Source organism: Amycolatopsis sp. NPDC114503, assembly GCF_055633655.1.
In genome coordinates this window covers 297,680-311,792 of record NZ_JBVKDT010000002.1, presented here as the reverse complement: position 1 = coordinate 311,792, position 14,113 = coordinate 297,680, and the positions used below count along the sequence as shown (strand labels likewise).

Annotated in this window: 21 protein-coding genes; 14 read left to right on the top strand and 7 right to left on the bottom strand. The window is 69.9% G+C overall.

The genetic code is table 11. The features are described from left to right. Positions 1–76: 76 nt before the first annotated feature. Positions 77–232 carry a hypothetical protein gene (locus ACZ7OI_RS09325; RefSeq protein WP_470263682.1) on the bottom strand — a complete coding sequence of 52 codons (156 nt, stop codon included), beginning with the start codon at positions 230–232 and terminating at the stop codon, positions 77–79. A gap of 411 nt (positions 233–643) precedes the next feature. On the opposite strand from ACZ7OI_RS09325, the gene ACZ7OI_RS09320 reads away from it, so the two are divergent. The 5 genes from ACZ7OI_RS09320 to ACZ7OI_RS09300 all read left to right on the top strand — a co-directional run bounded on the left by ACZ7OI_RS09320 (position 644) and on the right by ACZ7OI_RS09300 (position 5,806). After that, complete coding sequence (locus tag ACZ7OI_RS09320) at positions 644–1,363, top strand: GntR family transcriptional regulator (protein ID WP_470263681.1); 720 nt, start codon at positions 644–646, stop codon at positions 1,361–1,363. A 3-nt stretch (positions 1,364–1,366) separates the two neighbouring features. Further along, positions 1,367–2,302 (top strand): carbohydrate kinase family protein, encoded by a 936-nt coding sequence (locus ACZ7OI_RS09315; protein ID WP_470263680.1) that lies wholly within the window; start codon positions 1,367–1,369, stop codon positions 2,300–2,302. Positions 2,303–2,316: 14 nt separating this feature from the next. Continuing rightward, positions 2,317–3,339 (top strand): ADP-ribosylglycohydrolase family protein, encoded by a 1,023-nt coding sequence (locus ACZ7OI_RS09310; RefSeq protein WP_470264303.1) that lies wholly within the window; start codon positions 2,317–2,319, stop codon positions 3,337–3,339. A gap of 38 nt (positions 3,340–3,377) precedes the next feature. After that, positions 3,378–4,781, top strand: a complete 1,404-nt coding sequence (locus tag ACZ7OI_RS09305; RefSeq protein ID WP_470263679.1) for an MFS transporter — start codon at positions 3,378–3,380, stop codon at positions 4,779–4,781. A gap of 152 nt (positions 4,782–4,933) precedes the next feature. Beyond that, on the top strand, positions 4,934–5,806 hold the full coding sequence (locus ACZ7OI_RS09300) for an alpha/beta fold hydrolase (RefSeq protein WP_470263678.1): 873 nt from the start codon (positions 4,934–4,936) through the stop codon (positions 5,804–5,806). A gap of 64 nt (positions 5,807–5,870) precedes the next feature. On the opposite strand, the gene ACZ7OI_RS09295 is transcribed toward ACZ7OI_RS09300, so the two are convergent. Next, complete coding sequence (locus tag ACZ7OI_RS09295; protein WP_037812879.1) at positions 5,871–6,080, bottom strand: CsbD family protein; 210 nt, start codon at positions 6,078–6,080, stop codon at positions 5,871–5,873. A gap of 183 nt (positions 6,081–6,263) precedes the next feature. On the opposite strand from ACZ7OI_RS09295, the gene ACZ7OI_RS09290 reads away from it, so the two are divergent. From ACZ7OI_RS09290 to ACZ7OI_RS09260, 7 genes are read left to right on the top strand one after another with little or no spacing between them, the layout of a single operon-like run. Further along, a complete protein-coding gene (locus ACZ7OI_RS09290) occupies positions 6,264–6,728 on the top strand; it encodes an Asp23/Gls24 family envelope stress response protein (protein ID WP_470231766.1) in 465 nt (154 codons plus the stop codon). Between the two features lie 2 nt (positions 6,729–6,730). Beyond that, positions 6,731–6,970: a hypothetical protein gene (locus tag ACZ7OI_RS09285; protein ID WP_470263677.1), complete on the top strand. Its 240-nt coding sequence runs from the start codon at positions 6,731–6,733 to the stop codon at positions 6,968–6,970. After that, positions 6,967–7,284 (top strand): hypothetical protein, encoded by a 318-nt coding sequence (locus ACZ7OI_RS09280; RefSeq protein ID WP_470231768.1) that lies wholly within the window; start codon positions 6,967–6,969, stop codon positions 7,282–7,284. Before ACZ7OI_RS09285 ends, ACZ7OI_RS09280 begins: the two co-directional genes overlap by 4 nt. Beyond that, the gene (locus ACZ7OI_RS09275) at positions 7,281–7,457 is read left to right on the top strand and encodes a hypothetical protein (RefSeq protein WP_167493543.1); all 177 of its coding nucleotides are present in this window, start codon (positions 7,281–7,283) and stop codon (positions 7,455–7,457) included. The genes ACZ7OI_RS09280 and ACZ7OI_RS09275 overlap by 4 nt, the downstream gene beginning before the upstream one ends. A gap of 3 nt (positions 7,458–7,460) precedes the next feature. Next, positions 7,461–7,850 (top strand): Asp23/Gls24 family envelope stress response protein, encoded by a 390-nt coding sequence (locus tag ACZ7OI_RS09270; RefSeq protein ID WP_470263676.1) that lies wholly within the window; start codon positions 7,461–7,463, stop codon positions 7,848–7,850. Further along, on the top strand, positions 7,847–8,374 hold the full coding sequence (locus tag ACZ7OI_RS09265; RefSeq protein ID WP_470263675.1) for a DUF6286 domain-containing protein: 528 nt from the start codon (positions 7,847–7,849) through the stop codon (positions 8,372–8,374). Before ACZ7OI_RS09270 ends, ACZ7OI_RS09265 begins: the two co-directional genes overlap by 4 nt. After that, the gene (locus ACZ7OI_RS09260; protein WP_470263674.1) at positions 8,371–8,943 is read left to right on the top strand and encodes an Asp23/Gls24 family envelope stress response protein; all 573 of its coding nucleotides are present in this window, start codon (positions 8,371–8,373) and stop codon (positions 8,941–8,943) included. The genes ACZ7OI_RS09265 and ACZ7OI_RS09260 overlap by 4 nt, the downstream gene beginning before the upstream one ends. On the opposite strand, the gene ACZ7OI_RS09255 is transcribed toward ACZ7OI_RS09260, so the two are convergent. Genes ACZ7OI_RS09255 through ACZ7OI_RS09240 form a run of 4 tightly spaced genes read right to left on the bottom strand, consistent with a single transcriptional unit; the run spans position 8,912 to position 11,114 of the window. Then, positions 8,912–9,424 carry a nitroreductase family deazaflavin-dependent oxidoreductase gene (locus tag ACZ7OI_RS09255; protein WP_470263673.1) on the bottom strand — a complete coding sequence of 171 codons (513 nt, stop codon included), beginning with the start codon at positions 9,422–9,424 and terminating at the stop codon, positions 8,912–8,914. The genes ACZ7OI_RS09260 and ACZ7OI_RS09255 overlap by 32 nt on opposite strands. Positions 9,425–9,450: 26 nt before the next feature. Then, a complete protein-coding gene (locus ACZ7OI_RS09250) occupies positions 9,451–9,960 on the bottom strand; it encodes a pyridoxamine 5'-phosphate oxidase family protein (protein WP_470263672.1) in 510 nt (169 codons plus the stop codon). 7 nt (positions 9,961–9,967) lie between these two features. After that, a complete protein-coding gene (locus ACZ7OI_RS09245; RefSeq protein WP_470263671.1) occupies positions 9,968–10,624 on the bottom strand; it encodes a TetR/AcrR family transcriptional regulator in 657 nt (218 codons plus the stop codon). Positions 10,625–10,676: 52 nt separating this feature from the next. Continuing rightward, positions 10,677–11,114, bottom strand: a complete 438-nt coding sequence (locus ACZ7OI_RS09240) for a MarR family winged helix-turn-helix transcriptional regulator (RefSeq protein WP_470263670.1) — start codon at positions 11,112–11,114, stop codon at positions 10,677–10,679. A 95-nt stretch (positions 11,115–11,209) separates the two neighbouring features. Between ACZ7OI_RS09240 and ACZ7OI_RS09235 the strand changes: the two genes are divergently transcribed. Beyond that, the gene (locus ACZ7OI_RS09235) at positions 11,210–12,466 is read left to right on the top strand and encodes an alpha/beta hydrolase (RefSeq protein WP_470263669.1); all 1,257 of its coding nucleotides are present in this window, start codon (positions 11,210–11,212) and stop codon (positions 12,464–12,466) included. A gap of 54 nt (positions 12,467–12,520) precedes the next feature. On the opposite strand, the gene ACZ7OI_RS09230 is transcribed toward ACZ7OI_RS09235, so the two are convergent. Further along, entirely contained in the window at positions 12,521–13,456 is a 936-nt protein-coding gene (locus tag ACZ7OI_RS09230; RefSeq protein WP_470263668.1) for an NADP-dependent oxidoreductase, read from the bottom strand. 127 nt (positions 13,457–13,583) lie between these two features. Here ACZ7OI_RS09230 and ACZ7OI_RS09225 point away from each other — a divergent pair, with 127 nt between their 5' ends. Continuing rightward, positions 13,584–14,084, top strand: coding sequence for a MarR family winged helix-turn-helix transcriptional regulator (locus tag ACZ7OI_RS09225; RefSeq protein WP_470263667.1), 501 nt, complete (start codon positions 13,584–13,586; stop codon positions 14,082–14,084). The last annotated feature ends 29 nt before the right edge of the window (positions 14,085–14,113 follow it).

The following is a 14,113-nucleotide window of genomic DNA, read 5'->3' as shown; positions in this document are numbered from 1 at the left end:
ACGTCGTGGTCGCGGTCGTGCTCGGCGGAGTGGCGGCGGCAGTGTCCGGTGAGCCTGCCGCTCCGGGGCCGCAGGCTCACCAGCAGGCCCCGGGGTGGGTGCGTCCGGCTCGGTAGACACGTTCGAAAGCCTTGACCGAGCTGCAGAAGCCGTCGAGGACCTCGGCGTTGACGGCGTCCTCGACTGTCGCGCCGTCCGGTAGCGCGGTCCATACGCCCGGTGTGAGCTGCACGGCTCGAGTGGTGCCTTGCATTTGGAACCCATTACACCTGGCGGGCAATGACGAGACCTTCACGGCCTTCAGGTAGTCAGCGGGCTGCGGTGCTTGCGGGGCGCTCGTTGTCGGCGCTTCCTCGGAAGAGGGGAAAGCCGTCGTGTCCGATGGCGGCGCACTGGCGAGTGACGGAGCACTGGAGGGTGCGGCCGACGAGGACGGCGTAACGGGCGAACTCGCTGATGGGGTGCCGGAGGTCGCGCACGCGGCACAGGCAATGGCGCAGAGCGCGATGAGGAGCATGGGCTTGCCAAGTCGTTTTCGCTGCGTCATCGCTCCTGGACCTCCTCGACCGGATCGGCTCGCCTCCGAAAAGCGATCCGGCAAGGCCGACGCGACGCAGTTGACACACTTAGTACACTAAGTTGTATGACCGGTCGACCAAGCCGTGCGCCGCTGTATCGCACGATTCAGAGCGAGATCCAGCGCGACATCCTGAGCGGCAGGCTGAAGCCGGGGGACTGGCTTCCGTCGGAGAGTCAGCTCCGGGCGCAGTACGGCGTGTCCCAGACCTCCGTGCGGCGTGCGTTCCAGGAGCTGCAGCGGCTCGGCCTCGTGGAGCGGTTCCACGGCCGGGGCAGCATCGTCGCGTCGAACGAGATCCGCGCGATGAGCCCGATGCTCGGCCTGGGGCGCGAGCTCCGGCAGCGCGGCTTCGCGATCCGGCCGGAATTGCTCGGCAATGCCGAGGAAAGCGCCGACGCCGCGGTCGCCAAGGCGCTCGATCTCGAACCCGGCGACACGGTGAGCCACATCGAGCGGCGCTACTGGATGGGCGACGAGCCGTTCGTCTTCCTCGACCACTATCTGGTGCAGCAGCCCGGAATCGACTTCGCCGAGTTCACCGGGGATTCGCTGTACGCCTTCCTCTCCGGCCGCGACGCGCAGCCCACGCACGCGCGGGAGCGGGTCAGCGCCGTGAATCTGTCCGAGGCGGAGGCCGAGCGGCTCCAGGTCGAGCCCGGCGCCGCGGCGATGCTGCGCGAGCGCACGTCGTTCGGCGCGGATCAGCGTCCGCTGGAGTTCACCCGCTACATCCTGCGCGGCGATCGCTACCACCTCGACATCGACCTCAGAAGCGAGCGCTGAGCAATGAGCACCGTGCCGCGGCTCGTCGTCGTGGGGGACGCGAGCATCGACTACTTCGTCCAGGTCCCGCACATCGCGGGCAACGACAACAAGGCCATCGGCTCCCTGTCCGGCGTCTACGGCGGCGGGATGAGCGCCAACCTCGCCGCTGCGGCCGCGCAGCACGCCGTCGCGGTCGACTTGATCACGAAGACCGGAGCCGGGCCGGACACCGACGCCGCGCTGGCCGAACTGACACGGCTCGGGGTATCGCTCGAACATTCCCTGCGCGACCTGGACCATCCGACCTGGATGTGCTTCGTCCAGCTCGACGCGAGCGGGGAGAAGGCGCTGACCGGAGCCGACACCGGGATCAAGATCCCGGCGATCGAGGAGATCGACGTCTCGGTCCTGGCGGGCGCGGACCTCGTCGCGCCGCTGGCCGACGATCTCGAGTGGGCGGCTGCCGTCGCCGAGCTCGCGCGGGAGCGCGGAGCACGGGTGGCGGTCGACCTCGAACCGGACGCGTTCGAGCCGGATCAGCCGGAGTTCGCGCGGCTGCTCGGGCTCAGCGACATCGTTTTCCTCAACGCCGCCTCGGCGACCAAGCTCGCTGCCACACCGCGCGCCTCTGCGCATCGGCTGATCGAACTCGGCGCGGAACTCGTGGTCCTCAGCGAAGGAGCGCACGGAGCGTCCACTGTGGACCGAGACGGCGTGGTGCATCGCGCGCGATTGCGCGGCGAGGTGACCGCTGTCGACACGACCGGTGCCGGCGACGCGCTGGCCGGGGCGTTCCTGGGTGCGCTGCTCGGCGGGGCCGAAGTGCGCGAAAGCCTTCGCCGGGCGGTGGCCCAGGCGACCCGTTGCGTCACCGCCGTCGGCGGCCGCACCTATCTGTCCGGCTCGCAGCGCGGCGACTGGCCAGACGACCTGATCACCATCACGACTGAGAGGTAACCGAGTTGAATTCTGTGCTGCGTTCCAAGATCCACGGCAGTCTCGCCGCGGCCTGCCTGGCCGACGCGCTGGGCGCGCCGACCGAGGAACTGAGCCGGGACCAGATCCGCGCCGCGTTCGGCGGCTACGTCACCGAATTCCACGCCCCGCTCCCCGGCGCGCCCTACGCCAAGGGCCGCGCCGCCGCGCAGATCACCGACGACTCCAGCCAGATGATCCTGCTGGCCCGGCTGCTCGCCCGCACCGGGGCCGCGCTGAGCCCGGACGACATGGCGCACCTGCTGATCGAGTGGTCCAAGAACGAGAACTACTTCCCGCATTTCGCCGGGCCGACGACCCGCGAGGCCATCGCCCGGCTGGAACGCGGCGAGGACCCGCGCGAGGTCGGCCGGACCGGGACGATCATGACCCAGGGCGCCAGCAACGGCGCCGCGATGCGGGTCGGGCCGGTCGGGCTGTTCCACCACGGCGACCCGGAAGCGGCGGTCCGGACCGCGTTCACCACCTGCGTGCCCAGCCACAACACGCCGCCCGGCGTCGCGGGCGCCGCGGCCATCGCCGCTGCGGTCGCGCGGGCTTGCACTCCTGGAGCGGAGATCGTCGACATCGTCCGCTCGGCCGTCGACGGCGCGCGAGCCGGTGCTGAACTCGGCCGCACGGAAGGTCGTGACGTGCCGGGCGCGTCGGTCGAACGGCGGATCGAGCGTGCGGTGGCACTGGCCATCACGGCCCGCGACGACGAGCACGCCATCGATTTGATCGCCGGGGAGATCGGCGTCGGCCTGCCCGCCGCGGAGGCAGTGCCGGCCGCGCTCGGGTTTTTCGTCGCCGCGGGCGGAGATCCAGTGCGCGTCGCGCGGCTGGCGGCCAACGCGGGCGGCGACAGCGACACCATCGGCTGCATGGCGGCTGCGATCGCGGGCGCCTACCGGGGGATCGAGGCGATCGACGAGGCCGCCGTCGCCGAAGTGGAACGCGCGAACGATCTCGACCTGGCCGCGCTCGCCGACGAACTCCTGGCTGCCGCGCAGCGCTGACCCTCTCTCCCCACCCCGATCCGAAGGGACGCTCGACGATGAGCGCACGAAGCGAAGAATTCGCCACGGTGAACTGGAAGGAACGCCTCTCCTTCGGAGGCGGTGACCTGGCCACGAACATCGCCTGGGGCGCGCTGGCCACCTACGTGGTTTTCTTCTACACCAACGTGATCGGGGCGGCGGCGTCGGCGGTCGGCACGATCGTGCTCATCGCGCGGCTGTTCGACGGCGTGGTCGACGTCGGGATGGGCGCGATCGTCGACCGGACGTCGACCCGCTGGGGCAAGGCGCGCCCCTGGGTGCTGTGGGCCGCCGCCCCGTTCGCGATCGCGCTGATCCTGGTGTTCACCGTGCCGGGCATGGAACCGGCGCCGACGCTGGTGTACATCGCGGTCACCTACGCGCTGATGAACATCGCCCTCAGCGCGGCGGTGATCCCGTACGGAACGCTGAACACCCGGATGACGCGGGACTTCACCGAACGCTCCCGGCTCAACGTCACCCGGATGTTCGGCGCCACCCTCGGCTCGCTGGTCGTCACCGTGCTCACCCTGCCGTTGGTGAGCGCGCTCGGCGGCGACCAGCGGGCGTGGATCGTCACGTTCTGTCTCTTCGGCGCTCTCGCGGCGGTGCTGTTCTTCGTGACCTTCCGCAATACGCGGGAGCGCATCGTCGACACCGCGCCGCCGAAGGACCAGCCGGGAATCGCCGAATCGCTCAAACTCGCGGCACGGAACCGTTATTGGCTGCTGCTGTTCGCGATCTTCATCGTGTTCAGCGTCGCGGAATCGCTCTACACCGGGGCGACTGCGTACTTCGCCCAGTACTTCCTCGGCAACGCCGGATTCGCCGCGCTGATGTCGTTCATGCTCTACATTCCGGCGCTGCTCGGAATGCTGTTCATGCAGCCGGTGTACAACCGCTTCGGCAAGATCGCCCCGATGATCGTCGGCGCGGCGATCTTCGTCGCGGGTTCCCTGGTCATCGCCGTCGACCCGACGAACATGACCCTGGCGGTCGCCGGTTCGATCCTCCGCGGCATCGGGCGCATCCCGATCTTCGGCGCGATCTGGGGCATGCTCCCCGACACCATCGAATACGGCGAATGGAAGAACGGACGCCGTTTGGAAGGCGTGCTCTACAGCGCGGGCAGCATGGGCCAGAAACTCGGCTACGGCCTGGGCGCGGCGGTGCTGGGCTGGGTCATGGGCGCGGCGGGCTACAACGGCTTGAACCACACCCAGCCGGATTCGGCGCTGGCCGCGATCAACGCGCTGTTCGTGTACGTGCCGATGGTGCTGTTCGTGCTGCTGATCGTCCTGTTCTGGGCCTACCGGCTGGAGCGGATCTACCCGGCGGTGGAGAAAGACCTGGCCGAACGCCGGGCCGCGGCCGGGGAGCGTTCGTTGTCTCTCGGGGATTCCCGGGGAGAACAGTCCTGAGGGAGTCCTCGGGGGTGGGGTTGTCCCTACCGCGCTCGGGCAGCCAGCGGTATCGCGCCTGACCGGATTGTTCGCGATGCTGGGGTTGAGCGGGCTCTTGTGTCCACAAAGGACATACGGAGCGCCGTTCCTGGTGCGCGGAGGGGGATTCGATGGCTGTTTCCGGTGCCCGGCGGGGAGGATTCCGTCGGCCGCTCGTCGCCGTGGCGGCTGTGGTGGTCGCTGCGGGCGGGCTGGCCTCGTGCAATGCCGAGGCGGATCCTCCGTCGGCCGAGTTGCGCCTGGTGCCGGTCAACGGCCGCGCCATGGCGTTTTCCGTCACGCCAGGCCGGTCGCCCGCCATCGTGCTCGACGCGGGCGGCGGGATGGATTCGTCGGAATGGGGCAAGGTCGTTCCGGAACTCGCGGCGAGGACCGGATCCGAGATCATCTCCTACGACCGGGCAGGGGAAGGCAAAAGCGACGAATCGCCCGGCCCGTGGCGAGCGGACAACGCCGCCGCCGACCTTGCCGCCGGGCTGACGCGATTAGGTGCCTCTGACCGCGTGATCCTGGTGTCGCATTCATTGGCCGGCGAAGTCGCTTTCTCCTTTGCCTGGAGCCACCCGGATCGGGTCGCGGGGGCGGTGCTCGTGGATGCCAATCTGCCGCAGTTCTTCACTCCGGCCGAGACCGCGAAGCTGGTGGCGTTGAACGAGAAGCAGGTCGAAGATCTCAAGAAAGCGCCGTCCACCCGGCAGACACGTCAACTGCTCGCCCAGGCCGACGATTACGGGCCGGTGCACGCGGCGTACCACGAGCTGACCTGGCCGGCCGGCATTCCCGTGACTGTGATCGTGTCCGCCGAGACGCCGTTTCCGGCTCCCGAGGACGCACAGTTGTGGCGACAGGCCCAGCGAGACTTCACGCACGCCGCGCCGAACCGAACGCTGGTCACCGCTGAGCACAGCTCCCACGACGTCCCGCTCGATCGGCCGGACGTGGTGGTCGCAGCGGTCGAGAATGTGCTGAAGCAGGTGCGCTGACCGGCTGAAAAGCGAAGCGGGGCCCCGTCGTCGTGCCGGGGCCCCGCGTGCTCACTGCGAAAAGTCAGTCTTTCTTCAGCGCGTTCTTGACTTTGCCCGCGGCGTCGCCAAGAGCGTCTTTCACGTTTTCGGCGGCTTCCTTGATCCCGGCCTTCGCCTGGTCCGCCTTGCCTTCGTTCTCGAGTTTTTCGTCTCCGGTCAGCGAACCGGCCGCTTCCTTGGCCTTGCCGCCGAAGTCGTCGGCCTTGGCGCCGATCTTGTCGCCCATGGACATGAATGTTCTCCTTTGTCGCCGAACAACGAACGCGAGAATGCGTCAAGCCTAAAGACACCGCGAAGGCAAAACCGTCACTCACCCGATGATGTGATCGTCGCCACTCGATCGGGGAGTGATTTTTGGGCCGCCCCCGAGTCGTACCGATGAACTGAACAACCGGAAACGACTGGAGGAGAAACGATGGCTTCGACGACTGACGCGGCGGCCAAGTCCCAGGACGTGGAGAAGGTCAACGCGGGACCGCTGACCAGTTCGCAGGGGACGACCACCGTCGCGGACGTGGTGGTGCAGAAGATCGCCGGGCTGGCGACGCGCGAGATCCACGGGGTCTACGACCTCGGCGGCGGCGCGGCGCGGGCGTTCTCGGCGCTGCGGGAGCGGATCCCGGGCGCGACGGCGTCGGCCGGGCAGGGCGTTTCGGTCGAGGTGGGGGAGAAGCAGGCCGCGGTGGACCTGCAGATCGTGGTCGAGTACGGCGTCGCGATCGCGGAGGTCGCGCGCTCGATCCGGCGGAACGTGATCAGCGCGGTCGAGGGGATGACCGGGCTCGAGGTGGTCGAGGTCAACATCAACGTGGGCGACCTGCACCTGCCGTCCGACGACGAGGGGGAGGACGCGTCCGGCGACAGCGGCCGGGTGCAGTGAGCGTGCTCGCGGCAGCCGGCCGGGCCGCCGCGGCCGTCCGGCTGCCCGCGGTGCACGGCCGCCGGGCGGCTGCGGGCGGTCGCGGCGGGAGACGGCGTTCGGGGGCGCTGAAGGCTCTCGCGGAGGCCGGCCGGGTCGCTGCCGCGGTGCGGGACCTGCCGGTGGTGCACGACAGCGAGGCCGGGCAGGCCGCGAAGGTCGCGGTCCGCCGGGCGACCGGCGATGGAGGTCGGGTGCGATGAATCTGCTTGCGGAGGCCGGTCGGATCGCCGCCGCGGTGCGGGAGCTGCCGGAGGTGGCAGACGTGCACGGCGGGCAGTTCGGCCGGGTCTCGACCCTCGGCGCGGGCGGCCGGGTGAGCGGGGTGCGGGTGACCGAGGAGGACGTCACCGTCGGGGTGACGGTCCGGGCCCCGTTCTCCGCCGGGGACGTGGCGGCCGCGGTGCGCGCGGCCGTCGCGTCGCCCGGCCGCCCGGTGCACGTGCTCATCGCCGACGTCGAAGAACCGGCGCCGGCGGAAACCGAGTCAGAAAACCGGAAGGAGACGGTGTCGTGAACGCGACTGCTTTGGGATTGATCACCGGCCTCGTGCTGGGCCTTGCCGCCGCGATCGGCGGGTTCGGCGCGTTTCTGCTGGTCCTCGTGCTGGGCGCGGTCGGGCTGCTCGTCGGCCGCCTGCTGGACGGCAAGCTCGACCTTTCGCAGCTCACCGGCCGCGACCGGGGGTGAGCCGTGGCTGTCGTGATGGAGGGCGCGGCCACGGCCGCGCCTGAGGAACGAGGGAGCCTCACGATCAGCGAGCACGCCGTCGAGCGGCTGGCTGCTCACGCGGCGGGCGAAATCGACAGGGTCGGCGGGGCCGCCGGGCGCGCGCTCGGGATCAGCCTCGGCGGGGAGGCGCTGGACCGGTCGGCGAAAACCGCCGTCCGGATCGCGGGCGGCGAGGTGGAGCTGGACGTGCGGATCTCGCTGGAGTACCCGGCCCCGGTCGGCGCGACGACCGAACGGGTCCGCGGCCATCTGCGCGGGCGCGTCGAGGAATTGACCGGAATGCCGGTCAGCCGCGTCGGCATCACGGTGACGGCCTTGCACGCCGAGGCCGCCGGGAGGAGGATCGAGTGAAACGCCGTACCCGCCGGTCTCTTCCGGCGAGCTTGACCGCCGGTGCGCTGCTGGCCGCGGGCGTCTTGATCGCGGTCGCGGCCATTCAGCGGCTCACCGGGCATCAGCCGTGGCTGGACTATCGCGCGGTCGCCGGGGGCGTCCACGACGCGCGGTGGACCGATCTCGTTCCGGCGCTGATCTCGGGCGCGGTCGCCGTCGTCGGGCTGGTGCTGCTGTGGGCGGCGCTCCTGCCCGGCAAACGCCGGATCCTCCCGCTCACGGGAGACCCGGATTCCGGCGCCGAGACCGCGGGCTACCGGACCGCGTTGCGCACGGCGGCGGCGAATGTGGACGGTGTCGAGCGAGCCCGGCTCTCGACCGGCCCGCGCAAGGTCAAGGTGCGGGTGAAAACCGCGCGCACCCGGACCGACGGGCTGGCCGACGCCGTTCGTGCCGCCGTCGAGTCCCGCCTGGACCGCATCGCGCCCGCCCGGCGGCCCGCGGTGTCGGTGCGGGTCCGTGCCACCAAGGAGGCGTCATGACCAGCGTCAACCGCCCGGCCACGCTCAATCGCTTCCTGCTCGCGGTGATCGGTCTCGTGCTGCTCGCCGCAGGCGGATTCGGGCTGGCCGCCCACTTCCGCGTACTGCGGCTCGTCGACCCCGCGGCGCCGATCGTGCCGGGCACCGGAGAGCCGCCCACCTGGGCGTTCTACGTGATCGCGGTGGCGGCGATAGTGGTGGGACTGCTCGCGCTGCGCTGGCTGCTCGCCCAGCTCGCGCACCGGCCGCGCACCAAGCTGTGGAGGTTCGAATCCGACCCTGCCCGCGGCCGCACCGAATTGCACGCCGACACCGCGGTCGCGCCTTTCACCGAAGAGCTGCGCGGTTATCCCGGCGTGCATCAGGCTCGCGCGTCGCTCGCCGGATCGCGCGACAATCCGGCCCTGGCCCTGATCGTCACGTGCGAACAGGACGTGGACCTCGGCGAGATCCGCAGCCGCATCACCGGGGAAAGCCTGCCGCGGCTCAAGGAAGCGCTGGAGCTGGACGACATTCCGGTCGCCGTCGAGTTCCGGTTCACCGGCCGCGCGCCGTCCCGCGTCGGGTGAGCACCACCACCGGGATCTCGCGGTCCGTCCAGTCCTGGTATTTCGCGAAGTCCGCGTAGAGATCGACCAGCCGCGGCCACCATTCGCGCCGTTCGTCCGCCGGGGCGACTCGCGCCGTGACCGGAACATCGCGGCGGCCTTTGAGCCGCACGCGGGCTTCCGGCTCCGCGAGCAGATTGAAATACCACTGCGGATGCTTCGGCAGCCCGCCCTGGGAGGCGACGACGACCAGGTCGTCGCCGGAGCGCAGGTACAGCAGCGGGGTGACGAACAGCCGCCCGGACTTGCGGCCGCGGTGTTCCAGCAGGAGCGTCGGCACCGGCTTGCGAAAGCCGGCGCCGACGCGCCATGCGCTGCCGATCCGGCCGCCGGTCAGGGTGAAAACCTTGGTCTGGATTCGGGCCATGCACTTCATGAGCGCCGCCGTCACCGGCGAGTCCAGGCCCTTCGGCGCCTGTGCGGGAAGGGAAAAGCGTCCCATCGCGACCTCCTGGCGGGGCGAAAGCGTCAGCGGGCGGGCGGTTGCGGGTCGGCGGTCGATCCGGCGAGCGGCATCGGGGGCAGGCCGAGCTTGCGGTGGTCCCACAAACGGATCCGCTCGACGTCGACGCGGATCGCGACCCTCTTGCGGAGCATGAACTCCACCATCGGCTTCGCCTCGTCGGTGTACTCGCCGTGGTATCGCTCCCAGACGTTGACCCCGACCGCCCAGAGCGCCTCCGGGTCGTCGACGACCTCGGCCCGCCCTTCGAGCGAGACGCCGCGCAGGACGTCGTAGGTCAGGCCGTCCTCGATCAGCACCGTGACGCGCGGGTCGCGGCGGAGGTTGACTGCCTTCTGCGCCTTGGCTTTCGTCTCGAACCACAGCACGCCGTCGATGACCGCGAACCACATCGCGACCGCGTGCGGATGCCCGCCGGGGCCGAGCGACACCAGCGTCGCGGTGCGCTGGGCGGCGAGATAGGCCGACACCTCCTCGGGCGTCATCTCGATCTGCGCTCGCTGCTTGGTTCCCATCGGTTCCTCACTTCCTGCGGCGGGCCCCGGGCGGGCCGGCGAGTACGGAGGTCACGACGTCGACGAGGTCGTCGACGATCTGGCCGGTGGTCCAGTCCGCCGCGTCCGGGCCGTGCAGGCGGCGGGTGCGGCCGACGTCGCCGAGGACGTTCAGCGTCACGGTCATCGCTTGGGACAGCCGGAAATCGAGCGTCCGGCGGGGGACGCCCGGGCTCAGCCGGTCGAGCAGTCCGACGAACGCGGCGTTGCGCTCGAAGAACGAATCGGCGACCGCGTCCAGGCCGTCGCCGCCGGTCGCCAGCAGCCGGCCGACCAGCCGGATCCAGCATTCGCCGCCGGATTCGAGCACCGCGACCACCGGCTGCACGAACGCGCGGGCCAGTTCGTGCGCGGAGACGTCCTTTCCGGGGAATTCCCGCAGCACCGCGTTCCGCTCGCCGGTCACCTGGCCGAGGCGGCTGCGCAGGACCGCGTCGAGCAGCCCTTCCTTGGAACCGAAGTGGTAGTGGATCGCCGCCACGTTCGTCTGCGCCGCCTGCATGACGGTCCGCAACGACACCGCGCCGACGCCCTGTTCGGCGAAAAGCCGTTCCGCGGCGGCGATCAGGCGCTGCTCGGTCGCCGCCCCGCGACTGGCGGGGATCCGCGCGGCTTCGGTGCCCATGGCGCGGACTCTATCAGCCGTTTCAATCAGGTGATAGAGCTTGCCGTGCGCTTCAGAGACGGTCGTACAGCGCGGCCAGCCGGTCGAGCACCGTGCCCGCGGCGTCGATCGCGTGATCGTCGAGGTCCTGGGCCAGCTCGCGCAGGCCGGCGGCGAGGACCTGCTCCCGCTCCTCGTGTCGCCGGCGGCCCGCGTCGGTCAACGCGACGATCGACGTGCGGCGGTCCCCGGAGTCGGCCCGTTCGCGCGTGACGTAACCGGCGCTGGCCAGGCCGTTCACCAGTTGGGTGACCGCCGCTCCCGTCGTTTCCGCGTGCCCGGCCAGCTGGTTGACCGTCATCGGCCCGTGTTCGGCGAGGCTCTTGAGCGCGCGGGCGTGCGCGAGGGAAAGGGCTTCGGCGCTGCGGGTCGCGCGGCCGCGCAGCCGGGAATCGGCCGCGCTGAGCCGGTAAGCGGCTCGCGCCAGCCGGGTGATCGCCTCGTCGCCCATCGGTCCGCTCTCCTGTGGTGCCCGCCGCATTCCTTGCCGGGCGGAGTCTAGCCGTGGCACATTAGCTAAGTACTTAGTTAATTGAGGAGGCGATCATGACGACACGTTCGGCCGGGCAGAGCTGGGCTTTGGACATCGCGCTGGCGCAGGGCGGCTTCGACGCGTTGCACCCGGAAGGCAAGGGCACGCTCGAACAGCTCGGGCACGATCACGCCGACTTCGACAAGGTGTTCGCGATGGTGCGCGCCGGTGCGATGCTGCCGAAGGCGTGGGCTGTCGTCGCGGGACAGGCGGAGGAGCGGGCCGCGCACCACGAGCGGCTCGGCTACCGCAGGACGGCGTCGGATTTGTATCTGCGGGCAGCGGTGATGTACGGCCGCGCGCAGTACTCGATCTTCGACTCCGCCGACGGCCGCAAGGCGAATTTCCGCGAGCGCTGCGATTCGTGCGTGGCACGGCTGGGAGAGCTTCGCGGAAACACGGTCCGCCGGGTCGAGCTGGACTTCGAAGGCGGCAAGATCTTCGGTCTGCTGCACTTGCCCGCGCAGCCGGTTTCCGGTGTCCCGGCGGTGATTCTCGGGCCTGGCATGGACATGATCAAGGAGGACTACATCTTCGCGGCCGAGCGCTACTACACCTCGCGCGGAGTCGTGGCGCTGTCCATCGAGGGGCCGGGGCAGGGCGAGACCCGGGCGCGCGGGCTGACCGTGACCCTGGACAACTACGAACGCGCTCTCGAAACCTACGCGGCGTACCTCGCCGGTCTGTCCGAAGTGGACGAAAACCGGATCGGGATGTTCGGCATCAGCATGAGCGGCTACTGGGCACTGCGCGCCGCGGCGGTGCAGGGGACCCGCTTGCGCGCGGTGGCCGCCTTCGAGGCGGTGTCCGGTGATTTCGAGACGATCTTCGAGCGGGCGCAGCCGAGTTTCAAGAACAACTACCTGTACATGGCGGGCTATGCCGACGAGGCGGCGTTCGACCGGGACCTCAAGGAAAAGATGCCGCTGGGCGACCTCGTGACCGGCATCCGTTGCCCGGTATTGCTCGGCATCGGCGAGTTCGACGAGCTGACGCCGGTGGAGAGCGCGCTCGAGACTTACGAAAAGATCCGTGCGCCCAAGGAAATGCGGGTCTACGAAGACGAATTCCACCCGCTGGGCGGAACTGCGGCGGAGGTCTTCGCCTTCGGCGCGGAATGGCTGACGCGCGGTCTGGACGGGGAGTTCGACACGCCCGGGCGGGATGAACGGTTCTTCGTCCACCGCGACGGCCGCACGACGGAGGGGACGGCGGACCCGCGTTGGTGGCTCGGTGCGGTGCCGGCGGGTTTGGCGAAGGCCCGGAGCTGAGCCTGTGCGGTTCGAGCGCTGAAGGCGGGGTCCTCCAGCGCTCGAACCGGACTTTCAGGGAATGAGAACGGTCTTGCCGACGAGCCGTCCCGAGGCTGCTTCCTCGTGCACAGCCGGGAGATCCGCCAGCGGCCGCCGGTCGGCGACGGTGATCCGCAACGTCCCCGCGTCGACGCGCTCGACGAGTTCGGCCAGCTGCTCGGCCTTGCTGGCGACGAACACCCGCGCCGTCCGGATCCCGCGTCCGGGGTTCTCCGGCGGGGGAGTGGTGGTGCTGACCAGCGTTCCGCCGTCGGCGACCAGGCTGACGAGCGCCGCGGTCTCCTCCGGAGTGGTGGGCACGAGGTTGAGCACGACGTCGAACAGTCCTCCGTCGACCGCGGGCGCGCCGGAAGAGAAGTCGAGGTGTCCGATGATCCGGTCGGCTCCATACTCGCGGAGGCGTTCCTCGGTGCGCGGGCTCGAGGTCGCGGTGACTGCCGCGCCCGCTTGATGCGCGAGTTGAACGGCGTAGCCGCCGACCGCTCCGCCGGCGCCGTTGATCAGGATCGTCTGGCCTGCTCGCAGGTGAGCGTCGTCGAAGAGCGCCTGCCAGGCCGTCAATCCGCCGACCGGCAGCGCGGCGGCGTCGGGCAGATCGACCGTCTTCGGGGCGGCGGCCAGCGCGTCGGCGGGAACGACGGCGTACTCGGCCGCGGCGCCGTCGGCGTTCATCGGCAGGAAGGCCACGACCGCGTCGCCGACCTGACGGCCGTCGGTCCGGGGACCCAGCTCGGCGATCGTTCCGGCGACCTCGATGCCCGGAATGTGCGGGAACGCCAAGGGAAATACCTCCTGCAGACCGCCCGCGCGGATCCCGAGGTCGACCGGGTTGAACGACGTCGCGGCCACCTTTACGAGCACCTGTCCCTCGGCGGGCACCGGTCGCTCGGTTTCTTCGAGAGTCAGGACTTCGCTTCCGCCGTAGCGGTGGTAGCGCACTGCTTTCATGACATCCTCCGTAATGTGTTTCGACATCGAAGCATCTGGGAGCGAGTATGCTTCGATGTCGAAGCAAAGTCTCGGAGACGTGAGGACGGCCACAATGATTCGACTTCGAAGCATCTAGACTGACGGCATGGCGGACGCGCTGGAGCCCGGGCAGCTCACTACCTACTTCTCGCTGATGGAGGCTGTGAGCCTGCTGCAGCACGCCGTCAGCCAGCAGCTGCGGGCCGAGGGAGACCTCAGCTACGTGCAGTTCGAACTGCTCGCCCGGCTCTCCGATTCCGGCGGGCCGTTGACGATGACGGAGCTGGCCGACGGCGTCGTCTACAGCCGCAGCGGCCTGACTCATCAGGCGGGCTTGCTCGAAAAGGCGGGCCTGGTCACCCGCGGTCCCAGTGCGGACGACCAGCGGGCCACCGTCGTCGCCATCACCGAGGCGGGCCGGGAGCTGGTCGCGAAGGTGCTTCCCGGGCACGTCGAGGTCGTCCGCCGGTTGCTGGTCGCCCCACTGTCCACTTCGGACCTGGACGCGCTGGGCGGCATCATGGCCCGCGTCCGCGACCACATGCGCGCCGAGCCGCCGCGGTCGGTTGCGACGCGGCGGGCCTCGAAGGGGAGCGGCGTCCTCTAACGCGCATCCTCGTTGTTCTTAGACTGGCG